Below are 21,488 nucleotides of genomic sequence, written 5' to 3'. Positions count from 1 at the left end.
GGGGCGTGTCGGCGCGCCAAAAGGAAAAGCCCCTTGATTTCGGGAAATCAAGGGGCTTCTTGCATTCTGGCGGAGAGAGGGGGATTCGAACCCCCGATAGGCGATTAACCTATACACGCTTTCCAGGCGTGCGACTTAAACCACTCATCCATCTCTCCGGAAGAGCGAGAGTATAGCAAACTCTGACGGCAGCCCGCCACTCCCTTGCACGCCGGTCAGAAATCCGTCGTCATCGACAGCCACACCGACCGCGGATCGCCCTGAGTCAGATACCCGCCGATCGTCGACGACCAGTACGACTGGTTCGCGACGTTACGCACGGTCGCACGGAACGTCGTTTTCTTGCCGAACACTTCCGTCGCGTAACGCGCGCCGAGATCGAAGCGGTCCCATGCCTGGATCGACATCGTGTTCGCGACATCCAGGTATTGCGGCCCCGTGTGGATCCAGCGCGCGGTCAGCGTGAGGCCGCGCAGCATCGGCACATCGTATTCGGCGCCCGCGTTGAACAGGAATGACGGCACGCCGATCGGCCGGTTGCCGTCGTTCGCGCCGGCCGCCGTGTTCCGCAGCGTCGCATTGAGATACGTCGCGCCGGCGATCAGCCGCACGCCTTTCCACGGTTCGCCGTACACGGCCGTCTCGATGCCGCGGTGCCGCTGCGTGCCGTTGGCGCCGAACAGGTTCGATGCCGGATCGGTGTACGCCATCGGCTTCTCGATCTGGAACAGCGCGAGCGACGCGCTGTACTTGTCGGTGTCGTAGCGGAGGCCGGCTTCGTATTGCTTCGAGCGGAATGGCGACAGCGCCTGGCCCGCGTTGCGCGCGGTGCTCGGCGCGGTCTCGCCCTGCGCGAGCGCCTCGCTGCGGTTCGCGAAGATCGACACGTTGCGCCACGGCTTCACGACGAGACCGAATACCGGTGTCGTGATCGCGTCGCTGTAGGTCGCGGTGGCCGCGCCCGTGTAGCTGAAGTCGTCGACCGAGATCGACTGGCGGCGCGCGCCGATCGTGAACAGCACGCGGTCGTCGAGAAAGCCGAGCGTGTCGGATACGGCGAAGCTGCGCAGCCACGTCTTCGTGACCGTGCCCGGATCGTCCATGTTGCCGCCCGCGTACGCGGGCGGCGGAAAGGCGACCGGCGCCGGATCGTAGAGCGTCGTCGGGAACGCGTTCGACATCGTGTACGCGGACTGGCTGTCGATGCGGATGAACGACGCGCCGGCCGTCACGAAGTGCGAGACGGGGCCGGTCGTGAAACGGCCGCGCACGCCGGCTTCGGTCGACCGTGCATCTTCCTTGTGCGGCACGCTGAGGCGCGAGCCGGTCGTGCCGGACGACGAGTAGGTCGGCGTGTAGTAGTCGCCGTGTTCGTTCGTGTGGCGCGCGCCGGCCGACACATAGGCCGTCCACGCGGGCAGGAAATCGTATTCGGCGCGCACGATCCCGACCGTGTCCTCGAGCTCGCTGAAGCTCCACGGCTGCGCATAGTTGTGCGTCGCGGACGGCACGGCCGGCAACGCGTTGCCGCTGATCAGCACGATGGGGCGGCCGTTGTCGATCCGCTGTCGCTGATACAGGAAGTCGCCGTACAGACGCAGCTTGTCGCCGCGCCAGTCGAGCGACACAGCCGTCACGTTGCTGCGGCGGCGCTCGTCGTCGACGGCCGTGTCGCCGCCGCGGATCGACTGGTTCACGCGCACGCCGAACTGGCCTTCGCTGCCGAAGCGGCGGCCGATGTCGACGTGCGTGCCGAACGAACCGGACGCGGCGCCATCGACGGTGACGCGCGTGAGCGGCTTGTCGTCCGCGCGCTTCAGTTGCAGGTTCACGCCGCCGCCGACCGCCGAGCCGTTCGGCGACGCGCCGTTCAAGAATGCATTCGCGCCCTTGAACACGTCGACGCGTTCGACCGCGTCGGTTTCGACGAGCTGCCGCGGCGTGACGCCGTACAGGCCGTTCAGCGATACGTCGTCGCCGGCGAGCTGGAAGCCGCGGATGACGAACACCTGCGAGAAGTTGCCGTACCCGGACGCGCTGCGCACGGCGGGATCGTTGTCGAGCACGTCGGCGAGCGTGCGCGCCTGCTGGTCTTCGATCAGTTTCGACGTGTAGGTGGTCATGCTGAACGGCACGTCGCTCGCCTTTTGCCGGCCGAGTACGCCGAAGTCCGCACCGCGCGCGACCTGGCCGCCAGCGTAGGTGGGCGCGAGATCGCCGGGCAGCGGCTCGGCGGCGCCGGTCACGTCGATCGACGGCAGCAGGGTGGCATCGGTCGCAACGTCGGGGGCGGACGCGGTCTGCTGGGCAAGCGCGGCGGCAGGGAGCGTGCAGGCCAGTGCAATGCCGAATGCAATCGGCGTGAGGCGCCGGACGGGTAACGAAAGTGTCGACATGGGACGCAAATCGGTGGTGGTCGGTGATCCATCCCAGGGCGGCAAATCGGAATCCGGGCGGTGTGACGCGTCCGTGCTGTCGCGGACGTGCTTTTATCGAGCGGCGGAGTCTAGCGTAAACGAGAATGATTGTCGTTTACATATGACGCGCGTCACTATTCGGGATGACGAATGGCGGACGCGGCTCATAGGCCGCAGTAAACGAGAAGGGCGCCCGGCACAATTGCGGTACTGCGCAGTGATGGACGGGGCCTATGGTGGATCCGGTCGCAGGGCCGGCCAGTCCGATGGAGTCGCTACCCGGTATCGACGAGGCGGTGCCTCGATCGTCAGCAATCTAGCCACCGGGCGGGCATCGGGATGAACGTGCGATCATTGGCCGTCCGTATTCGTCGTAACAAATCGCGCCTGCAGGTTGCGACTCACGTGGCCGACCACGACGATGCAACCCGTTCGCACCGCTCCCTTCAGAAGGAACGCCACATCATGTCGCTCTCCGCCTTGCTCGCATTTGCGCTGATCCTGTCCGTCGGCGTCGCGACGCCCGGCCCGACGGTGTTGCTCGCGATGAGCAACGGCTCGCGGTACGGCTTGCGTCACGCGATGGTCGGCATGCTCGGCGCCGTCACGGCCGACGTCGTGCTCGTCGCGCTGGTCGGGTTCGGTCTCGGCGTGCTGCTCGACGCGTCGGAAACGGCGTTCGTGACGTTGAAGCTGCTCGGCGCGGCATGGCTCGCGTATGTCGGCATCCGGATGCTGATGTCGAGCGGTCATTCCACCGCGGCGCAGGAGCCCGAGCACCTGACGCCCGATCGCCGGGCCGCGTTCCTCAAGAGTTTTTTCGTCGCGATGAGCAACCCGAAGTACTACCTGTTCATGTCCGCGCTACTGCCGCAGTTCGTCGACCGGTCGCACGCGATCGCGCCGCAATACGCGATTCTCGCGGCGACGATCGTCGCGATCGACGTCATCGGGATGACCGGCTACGCGCTGCTCGGCGTGCATTCGGTCCGCGTATGGAAAGCGGCCGGGGAGAAGTGGCTGAACCGCGTCAGCGGGTCGCTGCTGTTGATGCTCGCGGGGTACGTCGCGCTGTATCGCAAGACCGCGAACTGACGCTGCGATGCATCGGGAAAGAGGCACGCCGACACCGGCGCAACGATAAAGCCGGTCGATCGCTTTGCGCTCGAAACGCACGACGGTCCGTACGAATCGTGACCGTCACGCACGCATGTGCTGGTGGATGGCGTGCGTTGCGGTCTCGTCGTTTCCGGCTACGTGCTGCTTCGCCAGTTCGAGACGCCGGCCGCCTATCTGCTCGTCACCGATTACGACTGCCCGTTCGAGGAAGCCGTCACGTTCACGCTCGTGTCGAAGGATCCGCTGAAGGTGTGCGCGCAGCGCACGGTCGGCGCGATGTATGCGTCGTGCGATCTGGACGACATCACATGGGCCGACGACCGGCATTTCAGCGCGACGTTCGTGGATATCGACGGGCGATGGGATTTCACGATTCGTGACCGATCCGTGCCGTTCATCCTGCCTCGGCTCGGCATGCGTCGCGTATGGGATCGGTAATGCGCGATCGGCTGCCGCGAGCGTCTCATGCACGCGTGCGGACTGTCTGAAATCCGCCGAAACCGGCGGTTTCATTTTTCTTTCACATTGATCGGACATGTAAGTTTCGACGCGCCCTGAACTTGCGTGGCCCATGCGCATGGCGGCAGGAACGGCGACGGTCGGACATCGCGTCCGCGCGAAACATTACAAAATGAATGTAAATTGAAAGAATTACGTCGCTTGACGTAATGCAGTTGTGCCATTTATTGTCCGTCTGCCGCCCGTGAGAGAGCACGGCGGTTATCGCGGATGCGTGCCTCGCGCGCGCGACGACAACACGTAGCAAAAAGCAGAAAAGGAAACGTGGTAGCCACATGAAGCCGCTATTCGATGACAAGAAATCCGATGCGGTCAGCGATCGTCCTTCCACGCCGTCTTTGTCGCCCGTCGCCGTGCCAGCCGCCGTCGCCAACGTCGTCGTGCCGGCAACGCAGCCGACTGAGCACGCGCGCCTGATCACCGTCGACGAGATCGACCAGCTCGGCGCGACGCAGGGCACGCGGATCGCCGCCTTCTCCCAGCAGATTCTCGCGAGCGTCCGCGCGTCGGATGCCGACCGGTTCGGCGACAAGCTCAACGAACTGATCGCGACCGCGAAGGGGCTCGACCCGCGCGGCGCGGACAAGGGCGGGCTGCTCACGCAGGTCACGCGGCTGTTCCGCTCGACCAAGGAAAAGCTGCTGTCGCAATACGAGTCGGTGAGCAAGCGGATGGACACGCTCGTCGTCGAACTCGAGAACCATGCGCAGCGCCAGAAGGCCGGCATCGACGAGCTCGAGCGGATGTACAACGGCAACTACGCGCTGCACCAGGAGCTCGCGCAGTCGAAGGCGCACGGCGAAACGGCACTCGCGACGCTGCGCGCGCATCTCGCGGCCGGCCAGCAGCCGGCGGACGACGCATTCGCCGCGCAACGGCTGCTCGACGTGAAGCGCAAGGTCGACGCGCTCGAAAGCAAGCTCGACGACCTCGACCGCGCGATGCTGATGTCGAAGCAGCTCGCGCCGCAGATCCGGATGGAGCAGGACCAGAAACGCACGCTGACGTCGAAGTTCATGACGATCAAGACCGTGCTGATCCCCGCGTGGACCAACGCGTTCGCGCTCTACCTCGAGCAGCTCAGCACGAAGCGTGCGGCGGCGCTCGCGAACGCGACGTACGACGCGGCCGACGAGGCGATCCGCGCACAGGCCGACCTGAATCGCCAGAACGCGCAGGAAGTCGCGAAGCTCGGCCAGCGCCCGGTAATCTCGACCGACACCTTCGAATACGCGCAGCAGCAGCTGTTCGGCGCGTTCGACGACATCACGCAGATCATCGCCGACGGCAAGCGCCAGCGCGAGCAGGACGCGCCGCGCCTGCGCCAGCTCGAACAGGACCTGATCTCCCGATTCGCTCCGAAGCACAATTAAGGAACACCGCATGATTACGCTTGAGAAACGCGCGGCGAAGGTCGCGATCGTCCTTGAAAAACGCCAGATCCTGAAGCCGCCCGTCGTGCGCGTCGGCGCGGCGCTCGACATCTCGGGCTCCGCGAAGCCGCTCTACCAGTCGGGCGTGATCCAGGAGACGCACGACCGGATCCTCGGCATCGCACTGAAGTTCGACGACAACGGCGAAGTCGACACGTGGACCTTCACCGAAGGCTACGACCGCCTGCAGACCGCGACGCCGGACAACTACGGTTCGTACATCTCCGATCACGTGCTCGAAGCGCGGATCGACAAGTGGGGCGGCACGCAGTACGCGCCGGTGATGAACGACATCGTCGACTTCTTCTTCCGCGCGCCGGAGCCGAAGCGCGAAGAGAAACGCGGCTTCCTGAGCCGGCTGTTCGGTGGCGCGGACGAAACGTCCGCGCCGGCCGCATCCGCGCCGGTGAGCGGGCACCTGCCCGCATGGGTGCTGTTCGTCACGGACGGCCAGAACCCGAAGAACGACCGCAAGCGCGTGCGCCAGTTGCTGGCCGAGTCGCAGCACTTCCCGCTGTACTGGTCGCTCATCGGCGTCGGCGATCCGAACGAATTCGGCTTCCTCGCGGAAGTCGCGGACGAGATGCCGAACGTCGGTTTCCTGCATCTCGAATCGCTCGACCTCAGCGACGAACAGATCTACGAACAGTTGATCACGCAGGAATTCTGCGACTGGGTGCGCGCGAAGTAAGTGCGGCCCGCACGCCCCTTTTTCAAACCTCGATTACCCCCATCATGTTGAAAGACTTCAAGATCCCGCTGTCGCTCACGGTGCTCGCGCTGATCGCGGCCTATCTCCTCGGCGGCGTAAAGGACATGCTGATCGTCGCGGTCCTGTGTGTGCTCGAAATTTCGCTGTCGCTCGACAACGCGGTGGTCAACGCATCGGTGCTCAAGAACTGGTCGGAGAAGTGGCGCAACCGCTTCATGGTGTTCGGCCTGCCGGTTGCCGTGTTCGGCATGCGGCTCGTGTTCCCGCTGCTGATCGTCGCGGTGATCGGCCACATCGGCCTGTGGGATGCGCTGACGCTCGCGATCGAATCGCCCGAGAAGTACGCGGCGGTGCTGACGTCCGCGCATCACGAAGTGTCGGCGTTCGGCGGCGCGTTCCTGCTGATGGTGTTCTTCAAGTTCATGCTCGACACCGAGAAGGACGAGCACTGGATCGGTTTCCTCGAAGGCCCGATGCGCCATCTCGGCCGCATCACGGCGCTGGAAGTGGCGCTGACGCTCGCGATCGTGATCGTCGCGTCGTTCTACGTGCCGTCGGCCGAGCAGGTGAGCTTCCTGCTCGCGGGCGCGTTCGGCGTGATCGGCTTCGTGATTGCGCACGGCATCGGCGACCTGATCGGCGGCGAGGACACCGGCACGCGCGTGGTGCGCGAAGGCGTCGCGGGCTTCATGTATCTCGAAGTGCTCGATTCGTCGTTCAGCTTCGACGGCGTGATCGGCGCGTTCGCGCTGTCGAACAACATCTTCCTGATCGCGCTCGGTCTCGGCGTCGGCGCGGCCTACATCCGGGAGATGACGCTCGTGCTGCTGAAGAAGGGCACGCTCGCGCAGTATCGCTTTCTCGAACACGGTGCGTTCTGGGCGATCGGTGCGCTCGCAACGATCATGTTCCTCGGCGTGAAGTTCGAGGTGCCCGAGGTCGTCACGGGCCTGATCGGCGCGGCGATGATCGCCGCGGCCGTGTGGTCGTCGATCGTCGTGCAACGCAAGGAAGACCGGACCGCGGTGGCGGGCGAGTAACACACGCGGCACGGAAACCATCAACGAGGGGCCGCGCACGGCGGCCCGGCATTGCCGCCGGCGCAACGGCGGTTCCAGCAGAAGAGGTTCAGATGATCAATTTGTCGAAAGGCGGTCGCGTCAATCTGTCGAAGGAAGCGCCCGGCACGCAGAAATTCCGCATCGGTCTCGGTTGGGACGCGAACGCGACGGACACGGGCACGGATTTCGATCTCGACGTGTCGGTGTTCCTGTGCAAGTACGATGCGCAGACCAATCCGAAGCTGATCTCGGATCAGCACTTCGTGTTCTACAACAGCGAAGTGCGCACGATGGACCGCGAGGAAACCTTCATCCAGCCGGGTGACGATTTCCCGAAGCGCGGGATGCCGGCGTCGAAGTGCATGGGCGTCGTGCATAGCGGCGACAACCGCACGGGCAGCGGCGGCGGCGACGACGAAGTGATCTTCATCGACATGACGAAGCTTGCTGCCGATATCGAGGAAATCTCGGTGGTCGTGACGATCGACCAGGCCGAAGCGCGCCGTCAGAATTTCGGGCAGGTTCGCAACAGCTACATCCAGATCGCCGACGAGGTGTCAGGTGCAGTGATCGCGAAGTATGCGTTGGAAGAGGATTTCTCGATGGAGACGTCGGTGCAGGTCGGCAGCTTCTATCGCCGCGACGGCCACTTCATGTTCAAGGCGGTCGGCGCCGGCTACAACCGGGGCCTCGGCGACTTCGTGCGCGCGTACGGCGGCGCGGTCTGACTGGCGGCAGCCTGGCGTGCGGGAAACCGTCGCGCCGGGCAGGATGCAGCGATGACGAATCCGTCCGACGAGCCGAAGCGGCTCGAGTTCGATACGACGCCCGAGCGCACGCCCGGGCGTCTTGCGTTCGACGCACCGCCCACGGCCGGTGCGCCGGCCGCGCATGCGCCCGACCGGCCGGCGCCGCAGGCGGTCGACTTCGGGCCGGCGCCCGACAAGGTTGTGCGCACGGCGCCCGCCGATGCGGTCGGCCGCGCGCTGTTCGGCGAATCGAACCATCCGCTGCTCGAATCGTGCTTCCGCGCCGCGCAGGCCAGCTTCCCGAATCTCTATCCCGACTACGCGCCGCGCATCGAGCGGCACATCCGGCAACTGGTGCCGCTCAAGCTCGCGACGGTCGCGACGATCGGCGACGGCGCGCTTGAAACGGCGGGCAACCTCGTCGAAGCCGTCGCGGCGACGACGCGCGAATTCAACGAACTCGGCGCGGCCGACATGATGGCCGGCATGCTCGCGCAGGCGACGCGCAAGGCCGGCATGTTCGAACGCTGGTTCGGCGCGGCGTCGAACCATGTCGACTACCGTGCGGCGCTCGGCGCGCTCAAGCAGTCGCTCGGCTTCTTCCCGCGCCGCACCGAGGCGCTTGCCGCGAAGGTCCGCCATGCGGAAGAAAACCTCGTGGTCGTGCTCGCGGCGCTGAGTGCGGTGGCGGACGTCGTGCGCGTGCCGGACGACGCGGGTGTCGAGCGCACGCTGTTCGACCGCCGCAACATCGTCGGGCAGGCCGTCCAGCAGATCCGGATGCAGCCCGCGCAACTGCGCGGGCTCGACGAGCGCGTGACCGACCTGCTGTCGCGCGCCGATCACCTGATGAACGTCGTGCTGCCGGCAGCGCTGGCGGCGCGGCCGCAGCGCTGAGCGAACGACGCGACGACCACGTGCGCTGCGGCGCGCGTGGTCGCTGCCCGTGCCACGCTACGTCACGTCGTTTCGCGCTTACTGCCGCGAGTCTGCTATCTTCCCGGGCATCTCATCGCTTTCCCGCCGATTCTCCATGACTGACCGCATCGTTGCCGCGTTCGATTTCGACGGCACCATCACGACTACCGACAGCTTCCGCCACTTCGTCCGCTACGCGGTCGGTACGCCGCGCTTTGCGTGGGCCGGGCTGCGCGCGCTGCCGTGGATCGTCGCGATGAAGGTCGGGCTCCTGTCGCGCGGCGACGCGAAAGCGAAGTTCGCGTCGTTCGCGTTCGGGCCGGTGCGCGAGGACGCGCTCGATGCGCTGGCAACTACCTTCGTCGATACGTATCTGCCGCGCTTCGTGCGTCCGGAAATGCTCGAACGCATTCGCGAGCATCAGGCGCGCGGGCATGAAGTCGTGCTGGTCAGCGCGTCGCCGTCGCTGTATCTGGAAAAGTGGGCGAAGACGGCCGGTTTCCACGCCGTGCTCGCGACGCGGCTTGCGTTCGAACGCGGCGCGTTCGCCGGGCGGCTCGACGGCGAGAATTGCTGGGGGCCGCAGAAGGTCGTGCGGCTGCGCGGGTGGTGGGGCAACCGGCCGCCGAAGCAGTTGTTCGCATACGGCGACAGCCGCGGCGACAAGGAAATGGCCGAACTCGCGAACTGGTCGTGGATCCGCGGGCAAGGGGCGATGCCGCCGATCGGCGATTGATGCGGCGCGCTGCCGGCGCCGGTATTACGCGTCGGCTTGCGCGTTGCGCGTGCCGTGAGACGGGCGATAAGCCCCCCAGCGATTCGCACGCGCGAACGTGCCGACGTCGTTGAAGCGCACACCGACTTCGCGCAGTGCCGCATGCGCGGTTCGCGCGGTCAGTTGCCGGATGTAGAACGGATCGCGCACCACGAAGTGATGGATCGCGTGCGTGCTGCCGAAATTGAAGCAGAACAACTGGAACGGCACCATCCACCACGGGTTGAGCACCTGCGTCTGCTGGATCACGTTGCGCGAATCGATGTCGCCGAAGTAGTGCATGTTCGAGCTGACGAAGTTGATGCAGAAGCTGCGCAAGAAGTTCGGCCCGAGCCACACCACCGCGAGAAAATCGACGACGTTCATCGCACGTTCGACGAGGGCCGGCACCGTCACCGCATAGCCGAACGCATGCAGCGCGAACCGGCCGACGTGATAGACGATGAACGCATGCCACAGCGCGTAGTACACGTGACCGACCGGCATGTACGACGACACCTGCTCGACGCGCAGCTGCATGCGCTCGGCCGGATCCTGCACCGGCTGCGCGGCCACGTACTGCTTCACCTTGCGGCGCATCGCGGCCGGCCGCAGCACGACGGCGAGCATCCCGTCCGCGATCATCAGCAGCCGCTTCACGCCCCAGCGCTCGCCGTTGGTGATGCCGAATTCCTCGAGATCCGATTCGCCGCCCGACACCTTGTGGTGATGCAGGTGCATGCGCCGCCGCGTCCACGGGTTGATCGTGCCGGGCCGCGTGAGCCAGCACAGCGCCATCATCAGGTGATAGGCCCACGGCGTTTTCTTGAAGTACATCAGGTGGATCAGGTCGTGCTCGAGCTCGTGAATCAACGACGTGACGAACGCGGCGAGCGGCAGCGCGACGTACCACGCGATCGTGCCGCGTGCATACAGCCACGCGATCGCGAGCATCGCGGCTACCGACACGGCCATTACGGTCGCGCCGACGAGGTTCTGGTGGTCGAGCAGCGGAAAGCGCGCGCGAATCGCATCGCTCGCGGCGTTGACCTCGCGGCGGACGTACGCGACCTTGTCTGCGTCGTTGCGAAAGACGATTCGTGCAGGTTGGCTCATCGACCGGAATCCGTGCGGAAAGAGTGGGGCGTTATGCCGATGTGACAAGCATAGGCGCGCGCCGCACCGCACGCGAGGGCCGCCGGTGCCAATGGCGGTGTCATTTCGGGCCACGCTGGCCGGCGAGCGGGCGCCCGACGGCGCGCTGCGCGGCTAGAGTGCCGCCGCGGTGTCATTGCGGGCCAGCGACGCTACAATCCGCCGAAACCGCTCCGGAGTCCGCCGCATGGCCCTGTCCGTCCCGGATGCCGCGCGCCAGTTGAACAAGGCGACGGTGTCGTCTGCGTATGCGCTGTTCATGCTGATGCTGGCCGAGGAGCGCGGCATCGATGGCGGACGCATTCTCGCCGGCTCGGGCGTCGAGCGCGACCGGCTCGCGCAGCCCGATGCGCGCATCACGCCGCTGCAGCAGGCGGCGATCGTGTTCAACCTGCTCGATGCGACCGACGACCCGTCGATCGCGATCGAGATCGGCCTGCGCAGCAGCCTGACGAAAGCGGGGCTGATCGGCTTCGGGCTGATGAGCTGCGCGACGCTCGGCGAGGCGATTGGGCTCGGCATCCGTTACCTGCCGACGCGCGTGCCGTTCTTCTCGGTGCGGCTCTCGCAGCTCGACGGGATCGTCGACATCGACGTGCTCGAAGCGTTTCCGCTCGGCCGGCTGCGTCAGTTCGCAGTCGAGAATTTCCTGGTCGAGACGGCGATCCTGTTCAATTCGCTGCTGTATCCGGCGCCGGGGCGCACGCTGCAGTCGCGCGCCGAACTCCACTTCGCATGGCCCGAACCGCCGTGGTTCGAGCGTTATCGCGCGCGATTGCCGCGCTGCCATTTCGACGCGAGCGCGAACCGCATCCGCTGCGACGCCGCGCTGCTCGACGAGCCGATCGGCACCGCGAACGCGCAGACCGCGCAGATGATCGTCCAGCAATGCGAGGCCGAACTCGCGCGGCTCGGTTATGCGGAGAGCATCGTCGAGCGCGTGCGCAACCTGCTGATCTGCGGCGATGGCGGTTATCCGTCGGTCGACGACGTTGCGCGCGAACTGCATGTATCGGCGCGTACGCTCAAGCGCAAGCTCGCCGAGTACGGCGCGACCTATTCGACGCTGCTCGACGAGATCCGGCTGCGCGACGCGCTGCGGCTGCTCGAGGGCACGCGCCTGCCGGTCGACGAGATCGCGGCGCGCGTCGGTTATACGGACCGCGCCAATTTCACGCGCGCGTTCAAGCGCTGGACGGGTGTTGCGCCGAGCGAGCGGCGCTGAACGCAGGCACGGCGGACCTGCGTTCGCGGCGGACCTGCCGGATTCCGCGCCTGGCGTCGCTTCATCAGACGATCGCGACCCAGTTTGCGCCGCGCCCGCCCGGCACGCGCGCGTGCAGCGACAGCGCGCCGTCGTCCGGCGCGATCGCGTACACCGACACGTATTCCGACTGCTCGCCGCACGCGACGAGCCAGTGTCCCGATGGATCGATCGCGAACCCGCGCGGCTGGGTTTCGGTGGGTGTCGCGTGTGCGGGCTCGAACGCGCCGTCGTCGGTGCGGCGATAGCAGAGCAGTTGGCTCGACGTGCGTTCGCTGACATACGCGAAACGCTCGTCGGGCGTCAGATGCAGGTCGGCGGCCCACACCGAAGGTTCGGTAGGCGCGGGCGGCCGCGCATGGCCTGGCGCGAGTTCGGCGACAGCCGGGTGGCGCGCGCTCACGCGCGCGTCGCCGAGCCGGCCGCTGTCGGGATCGCGCGCGAGCGTCGCGAGCGTGCCCTGGAATTCGCTGACGACGATGAGCGCGCGGCCGTCGCGTGCGAATCGCAGGTGACGCGGGCCGAAGCCAGCCGGCACGCGCGACTCGCCGTGTTCGACCAAACGCAGACCGGCCGCGTCTTCGACGAGCGCGAAGCTGAACATGCGATCCGAGCCGAGCGAACTGACATACGCGAAACGATTGTCCGGCGATACGACCACCGCATGCGCGTTCGCGATGCCGCCGGCCACCTGCAGCGGCGTGCCGTCGCCGTCGCGCACGCGTGCGGCGTCGTAGAGGCTCAGCGAATTCCCGCCGTACGAAGCGCCGAGCAGCCAGCGGCCGCTGCGGTCGAGCGACAGGTACGCGTGGCTCGCGTCGATCGCGGTCGCGCCGATGCGCGCGAGCGCGCCGGTGGCCGGGGCGACGCGGAACGCGACGATCGTCGGCTGTTCGCCGCGCGTCGCGACGTAGAGCCGCGCACGGTCGGCCTGCACGGCGATCGGCATCGCCACGTCGGCGGCCGGGTAGCGGGCGAGCGGCGCGAGTGTGCCGTCGCCCGTGAGGGAGAACGTGGCGAGGTCGCCGTCGGTGGCATTCGAGACGACGACGGTCAGGCGGTCAGTGTTCGGCATGGCGGAGCATCGTAGCGTTCGTGAAGGACTCGTCGGCCGGCAGGCCGCGCGGCGGATCGCTGCACCGGTGCGTGCGCGCGAACAGCGCGGCGACCGCGGCGACGAGGGATGCGATCGCGAGCGCATACAGCCCGCCCGTGATCGAACCCGTATGTTGCTTCAGATAACCGAATGCCGTCGGCGCGACGAAGCCGCCGAGGTTGCCGACCGAGTTGATCAGCGCGATCACGGCCGCGGCCACGCGCGTGTCGAGATAGCCTTGCGGGATCGGCCAGAACAGCGACGACGCGGCCTTGAAGCCGAGCGCGGCGAAGCAGATCGACGCGAACGACCACACGGGATCGTGCGACGTCGACGCGAACAGCCCGCATGCGGCGAGCACGAGCGCGAACGCGAGCCAGCGCTGCGGATGCTTCCACTTCGACGACAGCACCGCGAAGCCGTACATCGCGCCGATCGCGATCATCCACGGAATCGTGTTGTACAGGCCGACCTGGAAATCGGTGAGGCCGCCCATCTTGCGGATGATCGTCGGCAGCCAGAACGTGGCCGCGTAGATCGTCAACTGGATCGAGAAATACAGGAAGCAGAACAGCATGATCTGCGGATCGCGCAGCAGCGCGGTGGCGCGCACGGGCACGTTCGAGCGCACGTCGCGCGTCGTGCGTTCCGCGTCGAGCGCCGTTTCGAGCGCCGCGCGTTCGTCGGTCGTGAGCCACGTCGCGTCGCGGATGTGCGATTTCAGCAGCAGCCAGCATGCGCCGCACAGCACGACCGAGAACAGCCCTTCGATCAGGAACATCCATTGCCAGCCTTCGAGCCCGAAGCCGTGGATCGACAGCAGCGCGCCGGTGACGGGCCCGGACAGCACCGACGCGAACGCGGAGCCGCCGAGGAAGATCGCCATCGCCTTGCCGCGCTCCTGCGGCGGCAGCCATTGCGACAGGTACAGCACGACACCGGGGAAGAAGCCGGCCTCGGCCGCGCCGAGCAGGAAGCGCAGCACGTAGAACGACGTGTCGTTCCACACGAACGCCATCGCGGCCGCGACGATGCCCCACGTCGCCATGATCCGCGCGAGCCACACGCGTGCGCCGTAGCGCTGCATCAGCAGGTTCGACGGCACTTCGAACAGCGCATAGCCGACGAAGAACAGCCCGGCGCCGAGCCCGTACGCGGCCGCGCCGATGCCGATCGACGCTTCGAGGTGGCGATCGACGAAACCGACGTTCACGCGGTCGATGTAGTTCGCGATGAACATGATCAGCACGAGCGGCAGCACGTGCCACTTCACTTTCGAGACGGCGGACGCGAGCGGGTCGCGGCCGGGCAGCGCGGGCGAGGGTGGGTTCAACGGTGTCTCCGGTCGGGCGGCGGCGGACGGGGCGGCAGCCCGCGTCGGCGTATGGGGGGGGCGATGTAGTATGTCGTCGTATGACATGGTACGCCTGAGCGCAGATGAAGGCGTCGCGGGTTTACCCGGGAATTTCTCAGATACTGGGGAATATCATGAGATCGGTTGGCTATTCGATCATGTCTGATGACGTATGACGTCAAGCGAGATTGCACCGATCGCGAGGTGCCCGGTCGCGACCCGCGTCGTGCGTCGGCCGCGCAGGCTGTCCGGCGGCAGCCGCCACGGCCCGCTACGCCATCGACACGACGCTGTTGAGCAGCGTTTTCACGAGCACGGCCTGCCGCGTCGCGCCTGTCTTCGCGAAGATGCCGCGCAGGTGCGCGCGCGCGGTGTTCTTCGTGATGCCCGTCGCGGCGGCCGCTTCGTCGAGCGTGAGCCCGTCGACGAGCAGCAGCGCGATTTCGGTTTCCATCGGCGTGAGCCGGAACAGCCGGTGCAGCATGTCGCGCGACGTCTGCGGCGACGACGCCGGATCGCGGACGAACACCGCGACGGCCGGCCGGTGCTGGCGGTCCTCGGCGCCGCGGTAGGGCGCGAGCGGGCGCAGCAGCACGCTCAACGGCATCGCGCCGCCGGGGCGCGACAGCGTGGTGGCTTCGATGCGTGCGAGCGCGCCCGTGCGGAAATGCTCGAGCGCGGCCTGCAGCGCCTTCTGCAGCCGGCGCTCGTCGAGCGGGCACGATGCGTGGAGCCGCTCCTGGCGCATGCACAGCCCGTCCTGTTGCTCGATCAGCCGCTCGGCGATGCGGTTGCGCTTGATCACGCGGCCGTCCTCGTCGACGATCGCGGTGCCGACATCGAGGCGGTCGACGGTGCCCGCATACAGCGCGCGTTCGGCATCGAGCACGTCGAGCGCCGCGTGCAGCTCGACCGCGCGCTGCAGGTGCGGCAGCAGCGTCGCGACCTGCGCGCGCTCGGCCGCATCGAAATCGCGGCCGCCGTGCGCGCGGCTCACGAAGAACGCGCACTCGACGCCGCGTTCGCCGCGCAGGTTCGCGCCGAGGATGTAGCGCAGGTCGAGCGGCTGCAGGTACTGCCGGTAGAAATCGTGCGCGCGCCACGCGGTTTCGCCGAGCAGCCGGTCGGCGGTGAACACCTGGCCGGGCGGGTGGTCGAGAAACGGGCACAGCGCATAGAACTGCTCGCTGTACGACGGCTCGCCGGGCAGCAGCGGGCCGTGTGTCGATGCATTGATGATGAGCCCGTGCCGCGAGCCGCCCGGATTGCGCAGCACGAGCGTCGTGAAGCTCGCGTCGAGCCGCACGCGGATCGCTTCGAGAAAGCCTGCCCACGGGGTCGCTTCCGACGGGCCCTGGTAGACGAGCCCGAGCCACGCGCTGAGTTCGCGCGCCGTCCACGCCGCGTCGTCGAAACCGTCGTGCGTGGCCGTGTCGCCGGGCGCCAGCGCGATCCGCATGCTCGTATTCTCCTGGGTCGGGATGAAGTATTCCCGAACCAGCATACCGGCCGGCCGGCGGCCCGCGTCACCCGAACGGAGTAGGCGACGCGAACAGGCGGGCAACCGCCGGGCCGCCCGCATGCGGCGCTTACGCCGCGCGCTCGCGCAGCAGGTACGCGACGATGCGGTCCGCCGCTTGTTCCGGCGACTCGGCCACCGTGTCGACGCGCAGTTCGGGCTGCGCGGGCGGCTCGTACGGCGAGTCGATGCCGGTGAAGTGCTTCAACTCGCCGCGCCGCGCCTTCTTGTACAGGCCCTTCGGATCGCGTTCCTCGGCGACCGCGAGCGGCGTGTCGACGAACACTTCAACGAACTCGTCGGGGCCGACCAGCGCGCGCGCCATGTCGCGCTCGGCACGAAACGGCGAGATGAACGACACGAGCGTGATGAGCCCCGCGTCGAGCATCAACCGCGCCACTTCGGCGACGCGCCGGATGTTCTCTACGCGATCGGCCTCGGTGAAGCCGAGATCGCGATTGAGCCCGTGCCGCACGTTGTCGCCGTCGAGCAGGTACGTGTGCCTGCCGAGCGCATGCAGCCGCTTCTCGACGAGGTTCGCGATCGTCGACTTGCCGGCGCCCGACAGCCCGGTCAGCCACACGATGCGCGGCGTCTGCGCCTTCTGCACCGCACGCGCGTCGCGATCGACGTCGACGGCCTGCCAGTGCACGTTGTGCGCGCGGCGCAGCGCGAAGTGCAGCATCCCGGCGCCGACCGTGTCGTTGGTGAAGCGGTCGATCACGATGAAGCCGCCCGTATGGCGGTTCCGGTCGTACGGATCGAACGCGACGGGCCGGTCGAAGCTCAGGTTGCACACGCCGATCTCGTTGAGCGCGAGCGTGCGCGCCGCGAGATGCTCGCGCGTGTTCACGTCGATCTTGTACTTCGGCGTCGCGCAGGTCGCGCCGACCGTCTGCGTGCCGAGCTTCACGAGATACGGGCGGCCGGGCAGCAGCGGCTCGTCGTGCATCCACACGAGCGTCGCCTCGAACTGGTCGGCCACTTCCGGCGGCGCGTCCGCGCGCGCGATCAGGTCGCCGCGGCTGATGTCGATCTCGTCGGCGAGCGTGAGCGTCACCGCGTCGCCGGCGCGCGCGACGTCGCTTTCGCCGCGCTGCGTGATCACCGACGCGACCCGGCTCTCCTTGCCGGACGGCAGCACGCGCACGCGCTCGCCGACGCGGATTTCGCCCGATGCGATGCTGCCCGCGTAGCCGCGGAAGTTCAGGTGCGGGCGGTTGACCCATTGCACGGGCAGCCGGAACGGCTCGTCGCGCGTCACGCGCGCGGCGAGCGGCAGGCGGTCGAGATGCTGCATCAGCGGCGGGCCCGCGTACCACGGCATCTGCGCGCTCGGCACGATCACGTTGTCGCCGCGCAGCGCCGACATCGGGATGCTGACGATCTCCGCCAGCCCGAGCTCGGCCGCGAACGCGCGATAGTCGGCGTCGATGCGATCGAACACGGCCTGGTCGTAGTCGACGAGATCCATCTTGTTGATCGCGAGCACGACGCGCTTGATGCCGATCAGCGCGACGAGATGGCTGTGGCGGCGCGTCTGCGTGAGCACGCCCTTGCGCGCGTCGATCAGGATCACGGCGAGATCGGCGGTCGACGCGCCGGTGATCATGTTGCGCGTGTACTGCTCGTGGCCGGGCGTATCGGCGACGATGAACTTGCGCCGCGCGGTTGCAAAGAAGCGGTACGCGACGTCGATCGTGATCCCTTGCTCGCGCTCGGCCGACAGGCCGTCGACGAGCAGCGCGAAATCGAGTTCGCCGCCCTGCGTGCCGACCTTCTTCGAATCGGCCTCGAGTTGCGTGAGCTGGTCGTCGAACAGCATGTTCGATTCGTAGAGCAGGCGGCCGATCAGCGTGCTCTTGCCGTCGTCGACGCTGCCGCACGTAATGAAGCGCAGCAGGTCCCTGGTTTGCGCGTCGTCATCGGCGGCGGACGCGGCGGACGCGGCGGAGTCGTGGCGCGCGAGCCTGTCGGGCGCGGTGAGTACGTGTGCCATCAGAAATATCCCTCCTGTTTCTTCTTTTCCATCGAACCGGCCGAATCGCTGTCGATCAGGCGCCCCTGGCGCTCGGACGTGCGCGTCTCGCGCATCTCCTGCAGGATGTCGTCGAGCGTCGTCGCATCGCTGTCGATCGCGCCCGTCAGCGGATAGCAGCCGAGCGTGCGAAAGCGCACCTTGCGCATCTGCGGCACTTTGCCTTCGCGCAATGGCAAACGTTCGTCGTCGACCATGATCAGCGCGCCGTCGCGTTCGACGACCGGGCGTTCCTTCGCGAAGTAGAGCGGCACGATCGGGATGTCGTGAAGCTGGATGTATTGCCAGATGTCGAGTTCGGTCCAGTTCGAGATCGGGAATACGCGCAGGCTTTCGCCTTTGCGCTTGCGCGCGTTGTACAGCGACCAGAGTTCGGGACGCTGGCGCTTCGGGTCCCAGCGGTGCTGTTCCGAGCGCAGCGATACGATGCGCTCCTTGGCGCGCGATTTTTCCTCGTCGCGGCGCGCGCCGCCGAACGCGGCGTCGAAGCCGTAGTGATCGAGCGCCTGCTTGAGCCCCTGCGTCTTCCACACGTCGGTGTGCACGGCCGAGCCATGCGTGAACGGATTGATGTCGTTCGCGACGCCGTCGGGGTTGATGTGCACGCGCAGGTCGAGGCCGAGCCGTTCGGCCGTCTGGTCGCGAAACACGATCATCTCGCGGAATTTCCAGGTCGTATCGACGTGCAGCAGCGGAAAGGGCGGCTTCGCCGGGTAGAACGCCTTCATCGCGAGATGCAGCATGACCGAGCTGTCCTTGCCGATCGAATACAGCATCACCGGGTTCTCGCTCTCCGCGACCACCTCGCGCATGATGTGGATGCTTTCGGCCTCCAGTCGCTCCAAGTGGGTCAACATCGTTCGTCTCCTTGTTTCATGCCGGCGCCGCGCGACATGTGCGGCGTTTCGTGCATGACGCCAACGGTATCGAGCGAGGGGCATGCCGCTCTTCGTCCGGGTGGACTAAAAGGCGACCTGGCAACGCAGCGGATCTTTCCTTAGTCCACCCGGACGAAGTGGCGCGCGACACGGGCGCTTAAGGTGAGCGCTCGACCATCGGCGGAGACGACACATGACGGACGACACACGTGCCACGCAATTGCTTTCGGGCCAGACCTGGGCCGATTTCTGCGACACCCTGAAACGCAGCGGACAACAGATCCTGCGCGCCGAAGCGCCGGACGATCCGCTGACGCGCGCGGAAGGTTTCCGCTACCTGAGCCGGCTGATGCGCATCGCGCTGGAAATGCACGTCGAGTTCGCGGACGGCGCATGGCCCGGCTTCTTCTCGCCGTCGCATGAGACCGCGAAGATCGGCGCCGACAATCCCGACAACCTGTACCAGTACGCACGCGTCGACGGCCGTTGCGAATACCGCGTGACGGGGCGGCGCGGCACGGTCGCGTACCTGAGCTTCGGCACGCAGAAGGGCGGCTACGAAACCGACGGCAAGATGCTGCAGACGGGTTTTCTCGATGCGAAGCAGCTCGAGATCGCGGCGGACGGCAGCTTCGAGATCGTGCTGAGCGAAACGCCGTGCGCAGGCAACTGGGTGCGCATGGAGCCCGGCACCAACGCGCTGCTGGTGCGCCAGACCTTCCTCGACCGGCGCGCGGAGACGCCCGCGCAACTGAAGATCGAGCGCATCGGCGCGCAGGATCGCCCGGCGCCGCTCGACCCGCTCGTGCTGCAGGGCGGGCTCACGCGCGCCGCGCAGTTCGTCGAGCAGACGTCGAAGCTGTTCGCCGACTGGGCCGCGAGCTACCGGTCGCACGTCAATGTGCTGCCGCCCGCCGACCAGGCGCTGTGCCAGTCGGTCGGCGGCGACCCGAACATCTACTACTACCACTCGTGCTGGTCGCTGGCCGACGACGAAGCGCTCGTGATCGACGTCGACACGGTGCCCGACTGCGATTTCTGGAACGTGCAGCTCAACAACTACTGGATGGAGTCGCTCGACTACCGCCACTTCGACATCTGCGTGAACAAGAACAGCGCGCGGCTGAATGCCGACGGCGGCGTGACGGTGGTCGTCGCGGCAGCACGGCCGGGCGACGCGAACTGGCTCGATACGGCCGGGCACCGCACGGGCACGATCTGCTGGCGCTGGGTCGGTGCCGCGCAACCCGTGCATCCGCGCACGCGCGTCGTCAAGCTCGCCACGCTGAAGGAGGCCGCATGAACGCGCCGCTCGACCGGATCCGCACGCTGCTCGCCGCCGACGGACTGATCGCCGAAGCCGTGTCGCGTACGGGCGGGCTCACCGCGTTCGGCGACGGGCCGTATCGCGACGCGCTCGACGTGATGTGCGCATCGCTGATCGACGAAGCGAAGCTGTCCGCGCGCGGCGCGGAGATGATGCGCGAGAAGCTCGTCGGCCAGCTCGTGAACCGGCTCGTCGTCGAGTATTACTTCCGGCGTCATCCGGAGATCGCGGATATCGCGATCGACGATCCGCTCGTGATCGTCGGCCTGCCGCGCACGGGCACGACGCTGTTGCAACGGCTGCTGGCCGTCGACCCGCGCTTTCATTCTGCGGCGTGGTGGGAAACGCGCTACCCGGCGCCGCTCGCCGGCGAGACGCTCGACGCGCCGACCGTGCGCATCGCACGCGCGCAGGCCGAGGTCGCGACGATGATCGACTGCATCCCGCAGATCCTGGCGATCCATCCGCTCGACGCGATGCTCGCCGACGAGGAGTTCATGCTGATGGAGCACGCGTTCGTGTGCGCGATGGATTCGTACGCGAACGTGCCGCGCTATACGGCATGGCTCGCGCAGCAGGATCTCACGCCGGTCTACACGTACCTGAAGCGGATGCTGCAGTTCCTGCAGTGGCAGAAGGCGCAGCGCGGCGTCGCGCCGGCCGAGCGCTGGCTGCTGAAGACGCCGCAGCACCTGCATGCGCTCGACGTGCTGTGCCGCGCGTTCCCGCGCGCGCAGGTCGTGCTCACGCACCGCGATCCGGCGCAGACGATTCCGTCGATGGCGAGCATGGCGCACACGCTGTGGCAGATGTATGCGGACGATCCGGATCCGCTCGCCGTCGGCGCGCAATGGAACGCGGGGATGGCGCGCGCGATCGGCGCGGCGATGACCGCGCGTGACGCGCTGCCGGCCGACCGGTTCCTCGACGTGCGTTTCGAGGACACCGTAGCGAATCCGCTCGGCGTCGCGGAAGCCGTGTACGCGTTTGCCGGCATGCCGCTCGATGTGCGGCAGCGCGCGGCGATGACGGACTGGATGGCGCGCAATGGTCGCGACAAGCGCGCCGCGCACGACTATTCGATCGCGCGCTTCGGCTTCACCGATGCGCAGCTCGCGCACGACTTCGCCGCGTATCGCGCGCGGCACCTGCGGGCGGCCGGCTGACGGCCGCAT

Annotated in this window: 18 protein-coding genes and 1 tRNA gene; 11 read left to right on the top strand and 8 right to left on the bottom strand. The window is 67.1% G+C overall.

The annotated features are described in order from the left end of the window. Positions 1–67: 67 nt before the first annotated feature. Together R9B84_RS11550 and R9B84_RS11545 are read right to left on the bottom strand one after the other, a co-directional pair. Positions 68–158, bottom strand: a tRNA-Ser gene (locus R9B84_RS11550). A 57-nt stretch (positions 159–215) separates the two neighbouring features. Then, positions 216–2,396 carry a TonB-dependent receptor gene (locus R9B84_RS11545; protein WP_423758066.1) on the bottom strand — a complete coding sequence of 727 codons (2,181 nt, stop codon included), beginning with the start codon at positions 2,394–2,396 and terminating at the stop codon, positions 216–218. A 486-nt stretch (positions 2,397–2,882) separates the two neighbouring features. On the opposite strand from R9B84_RS11545, the gene R9B84_RS11540 reads away from it, so the two are divergent. From R9B84_RS11540 to R9B84_RS11505, 8 genes are all read left to right on the top strand, one after another. Further along, positions 2,883–3,512, top strand: a complete 630-nt coding sequence (locus tag R9B84_RS11540) for a LysE family translocator (RefSeq protein ID WP_423758065.1) — start codon at positions 2,883–2,885, stop codon at positions 3,510–3,512. A gap of 123 nt (positions 3,513–3,635) precedes the next feature. Continuing rightward, positions 3,636–3,974: a hypothetical protein gene (locus tag R9B84_RS11535; RefSeq protein ID WP_423758064.1), complete on the top strand. Its 339-nt coding sequence runs from the start codon at positions 3,636–3,638 to the stop codon at positions 3,972–3,974. A 356-nt stretch (positions 3,975–4,330) separates the two neighbouring features. After that, the gene (locus R9B84_RS11530; protein WP_423758063.1) at positions 4,331–5,428 is read left to right on the top strand and encodes a toxic anion resistance protein; all 1,098 of its coding nucleotides are present in this window, start codon (positions 4,331–4,333) and stop codon (positions 5,426–5,428) included. 10 nt (positions 5,429–5,438) lie between these two features. Next, positions 5,439–6,179, top strand: a complete 741-nt coding sequence (locus R9B84_RS11525) for a VWA domain-containing protein (RefSeq protein WP_423758062.1) — start codon at positions 5,439–5,441, stop codon at positions 6,177–6,179. Positions 6,180–6,223: 44 nt separating this feature from the next. Then, positions 6,224–7,240 (top strand): DUF475 domain-containing protein, encoded by a 1,017-nt coding sequence (locus R9B84_RS11520; RefSeq protein ID WP_423758061.1) that lies wholly within the window; start codon positions 6,224–6,226, stop codon positions 7,238–7,240. 92 nt (positions 7,241–7,332) lie between these two features. After that, the gene (locus tag R9B84_RS11515; RefSeq protein WP_423758060.1) at positions 7,333–7,989 is read left to right on the top strand and encodes a TerD family protein; all 657 of its coding nucleotides are present in this window, start codon (positions 7,333–7,335) and stop codon (positions 7,987–7,989) included. A 51-nt stretch (positions 7,990–8,040) separates the two neighbouring features. Then, the gene (locus tag R9B84_RS11510) at positions 8,041–8,907 is read left to right on the top strand and encodes a hypothetical protein (protein ID WP_423758059.1); all 867 of its coding nucleotides are present in this window, start codon (positions 8,041–8,043) and stop codon (positions 8,905–8,907) included. Positions 8,908–9,043: 136 nt separating this feature from the next. Continuing rightward, positions 9,044–9,664, top strand: coding sequence for an HAD family hydrolase (locus tag R9B84_RS11505; RefSeq protein WP_423758058.1), 621 nt, complete (start codon positions 9,044–9,046; stop codon positions 9,662–9,664). Positions 9,665–9,688: 24 nt separating this feature from the next. Here the strand turns inward: R9B84_RS11505 and R9B84_RS11500 are convergent, their stop codons facing one another. Further along, a complete protein-coding gene (locus R9B84_RS11500) occupies positions 9,689–10,798 on the bottom strand; it encodes a fatty acid desaturase (protein ID WP_423758057.1) in 1,110 nt (369 codons plus the stop codon). 226 nt (positions 10,799–11,024) lie between these two features. Here R9B84_RS11500 and R9B84_RS11495 point away from each other — a divergent pair, with 226 nt between their 5' ends. Then, positions 11,025–12,062 (top strand): AraC family transcriptional regulator, encoded by a 1,038-nt coding sequence (locus R9B84_RS11495; protein ID WP_423758056.1) that lies wholly within the window; start codon positions 11,025–11,027, stop codon positions 12,060–12,062. 64 nt (positions 12,063–12,126) lie between these two features. Here R9B84_RS11495 and R9B84_RS11490 read toward each other — a convergent pair whose 3' ends face one another. From R9B84_RS11490 to cysD, 5 genes are all read right to left on the bottom strand, one after another. Then, the gene (locus R9B84_RS11490; protein WP_423758055.1) at positions 12,127–13,176 is read right to left on the bottom strand and encodes a lactonase family protein; all 1,050 of its coding nucleotides are present in this window, start codon (positions 13,174–13,176) and stop codon (positions 12,127–12,129) included. Then, positions 13,163–14,530, bottom strand: coding sequence for an MFS transporter (locus R9B84_RS11485; RefSeq protein WP_423758054.1), 1,368 nt, complete (start codon positions 14,528–14,530; stop codon positions 13,163–13,165). Before R9B84_RS11485 ends, R9B84_RS11490 begins: the two co-directional genes overlap by 14 nt. Positions 14,531–14,822: 292 nt before the next feature. Beyond that, positions 14,823–16,010 (bottom strand): helix-turn-helix transcriptional regulator, encoded by a 1,188-nt coding sequence (locus R9B84_RS11480; protein WP_423758053.1) that lies wholly within the window; start codon positions 16,008–16,010, stop codon positions 14,823–14,825. Between the two features lie 130 nt (positions 16,011–16,140). Beyond that, positions 16,141–18,069 carry a sulfate adenylyltransferase subunit CysN gene (gene cysN / locus R9B84_RS11475; protein WP_423758052.1) on the bottom strand — a complete coding sequence of 643 codons (1,929 nt, stop codon included), beginning with the start codon at positions 18,067–18,069 and terminating at the stop codon, positions 16,141–16,143. After that, positions 18,069–18,965 carry a sulfate adenylyltransferase subunit CysD gene (cysD, locus tag R9B84_RS11470; RefSeq protein ID WP_423758051.1) on the bottom strand — a complete coding sequence of 299 codons (897 nt, stop codon included), beginning with the start codon at positions 18,963–18,965 and terminating at the stop codon, positions 18,069–18,071. The genes cysN and cysD overlap by 1 nt, the downstream gene beginning before the upstream one ends. A 214-nt stretch (positions 18,966–19,179) precedes the next feature. Here cysD and R9B84_RS11465 point away from each other — a divergent pair, with 214 nt between their 5' ends. Together R9B84_RS11465 and R9B84_RS11460 are read left to right on the top strand one after the other, a co-directional pair. Beyond that, complete coding sequence (locus R9B84_RS11465) at positions 19,180–20,289, top strand: DUF1214 domain-containing protein (protein WP_423758050.1); 1,110 nt, start codon at positions 19,180–19,182, stop codon at positions 20,287–20,289. After that, positions 20,286–21,479 carry a sulfotransferase family protein gene (locus R9B84_RS11460; RefSeq protein ID WP_423758049.1) on the top strand — a complete coding sequence of 398 codons (1,194 nt, stop codon included), beginning with the start codon at positions 20,286–20,288 and terminating at the stop codon, positions 21,477–21,479. Before R9B84_RS11465 ends, R9B84_RS11460 begins: the two co-directional genes overlap by 4 nt. Positions 21,480–21,488 lie beyond the last annotated feature (9 nt).

This window comes from Burkholderia sp. NLJ2 (assembly GCF_049487195.1).
In the GTDB taxonomy this organism is placed as follows: Bacteria; Pseudomonadota; Gammaproteobacteria; order Burkholderiales; family Burkholderiaceae; genus Burkholderia; species Burkholderia pyrrocinia.
Note: the sequence above shows the minus strand (reverse complement) of the source record. Positions and strands in the feature narration are given on the sequence as shown.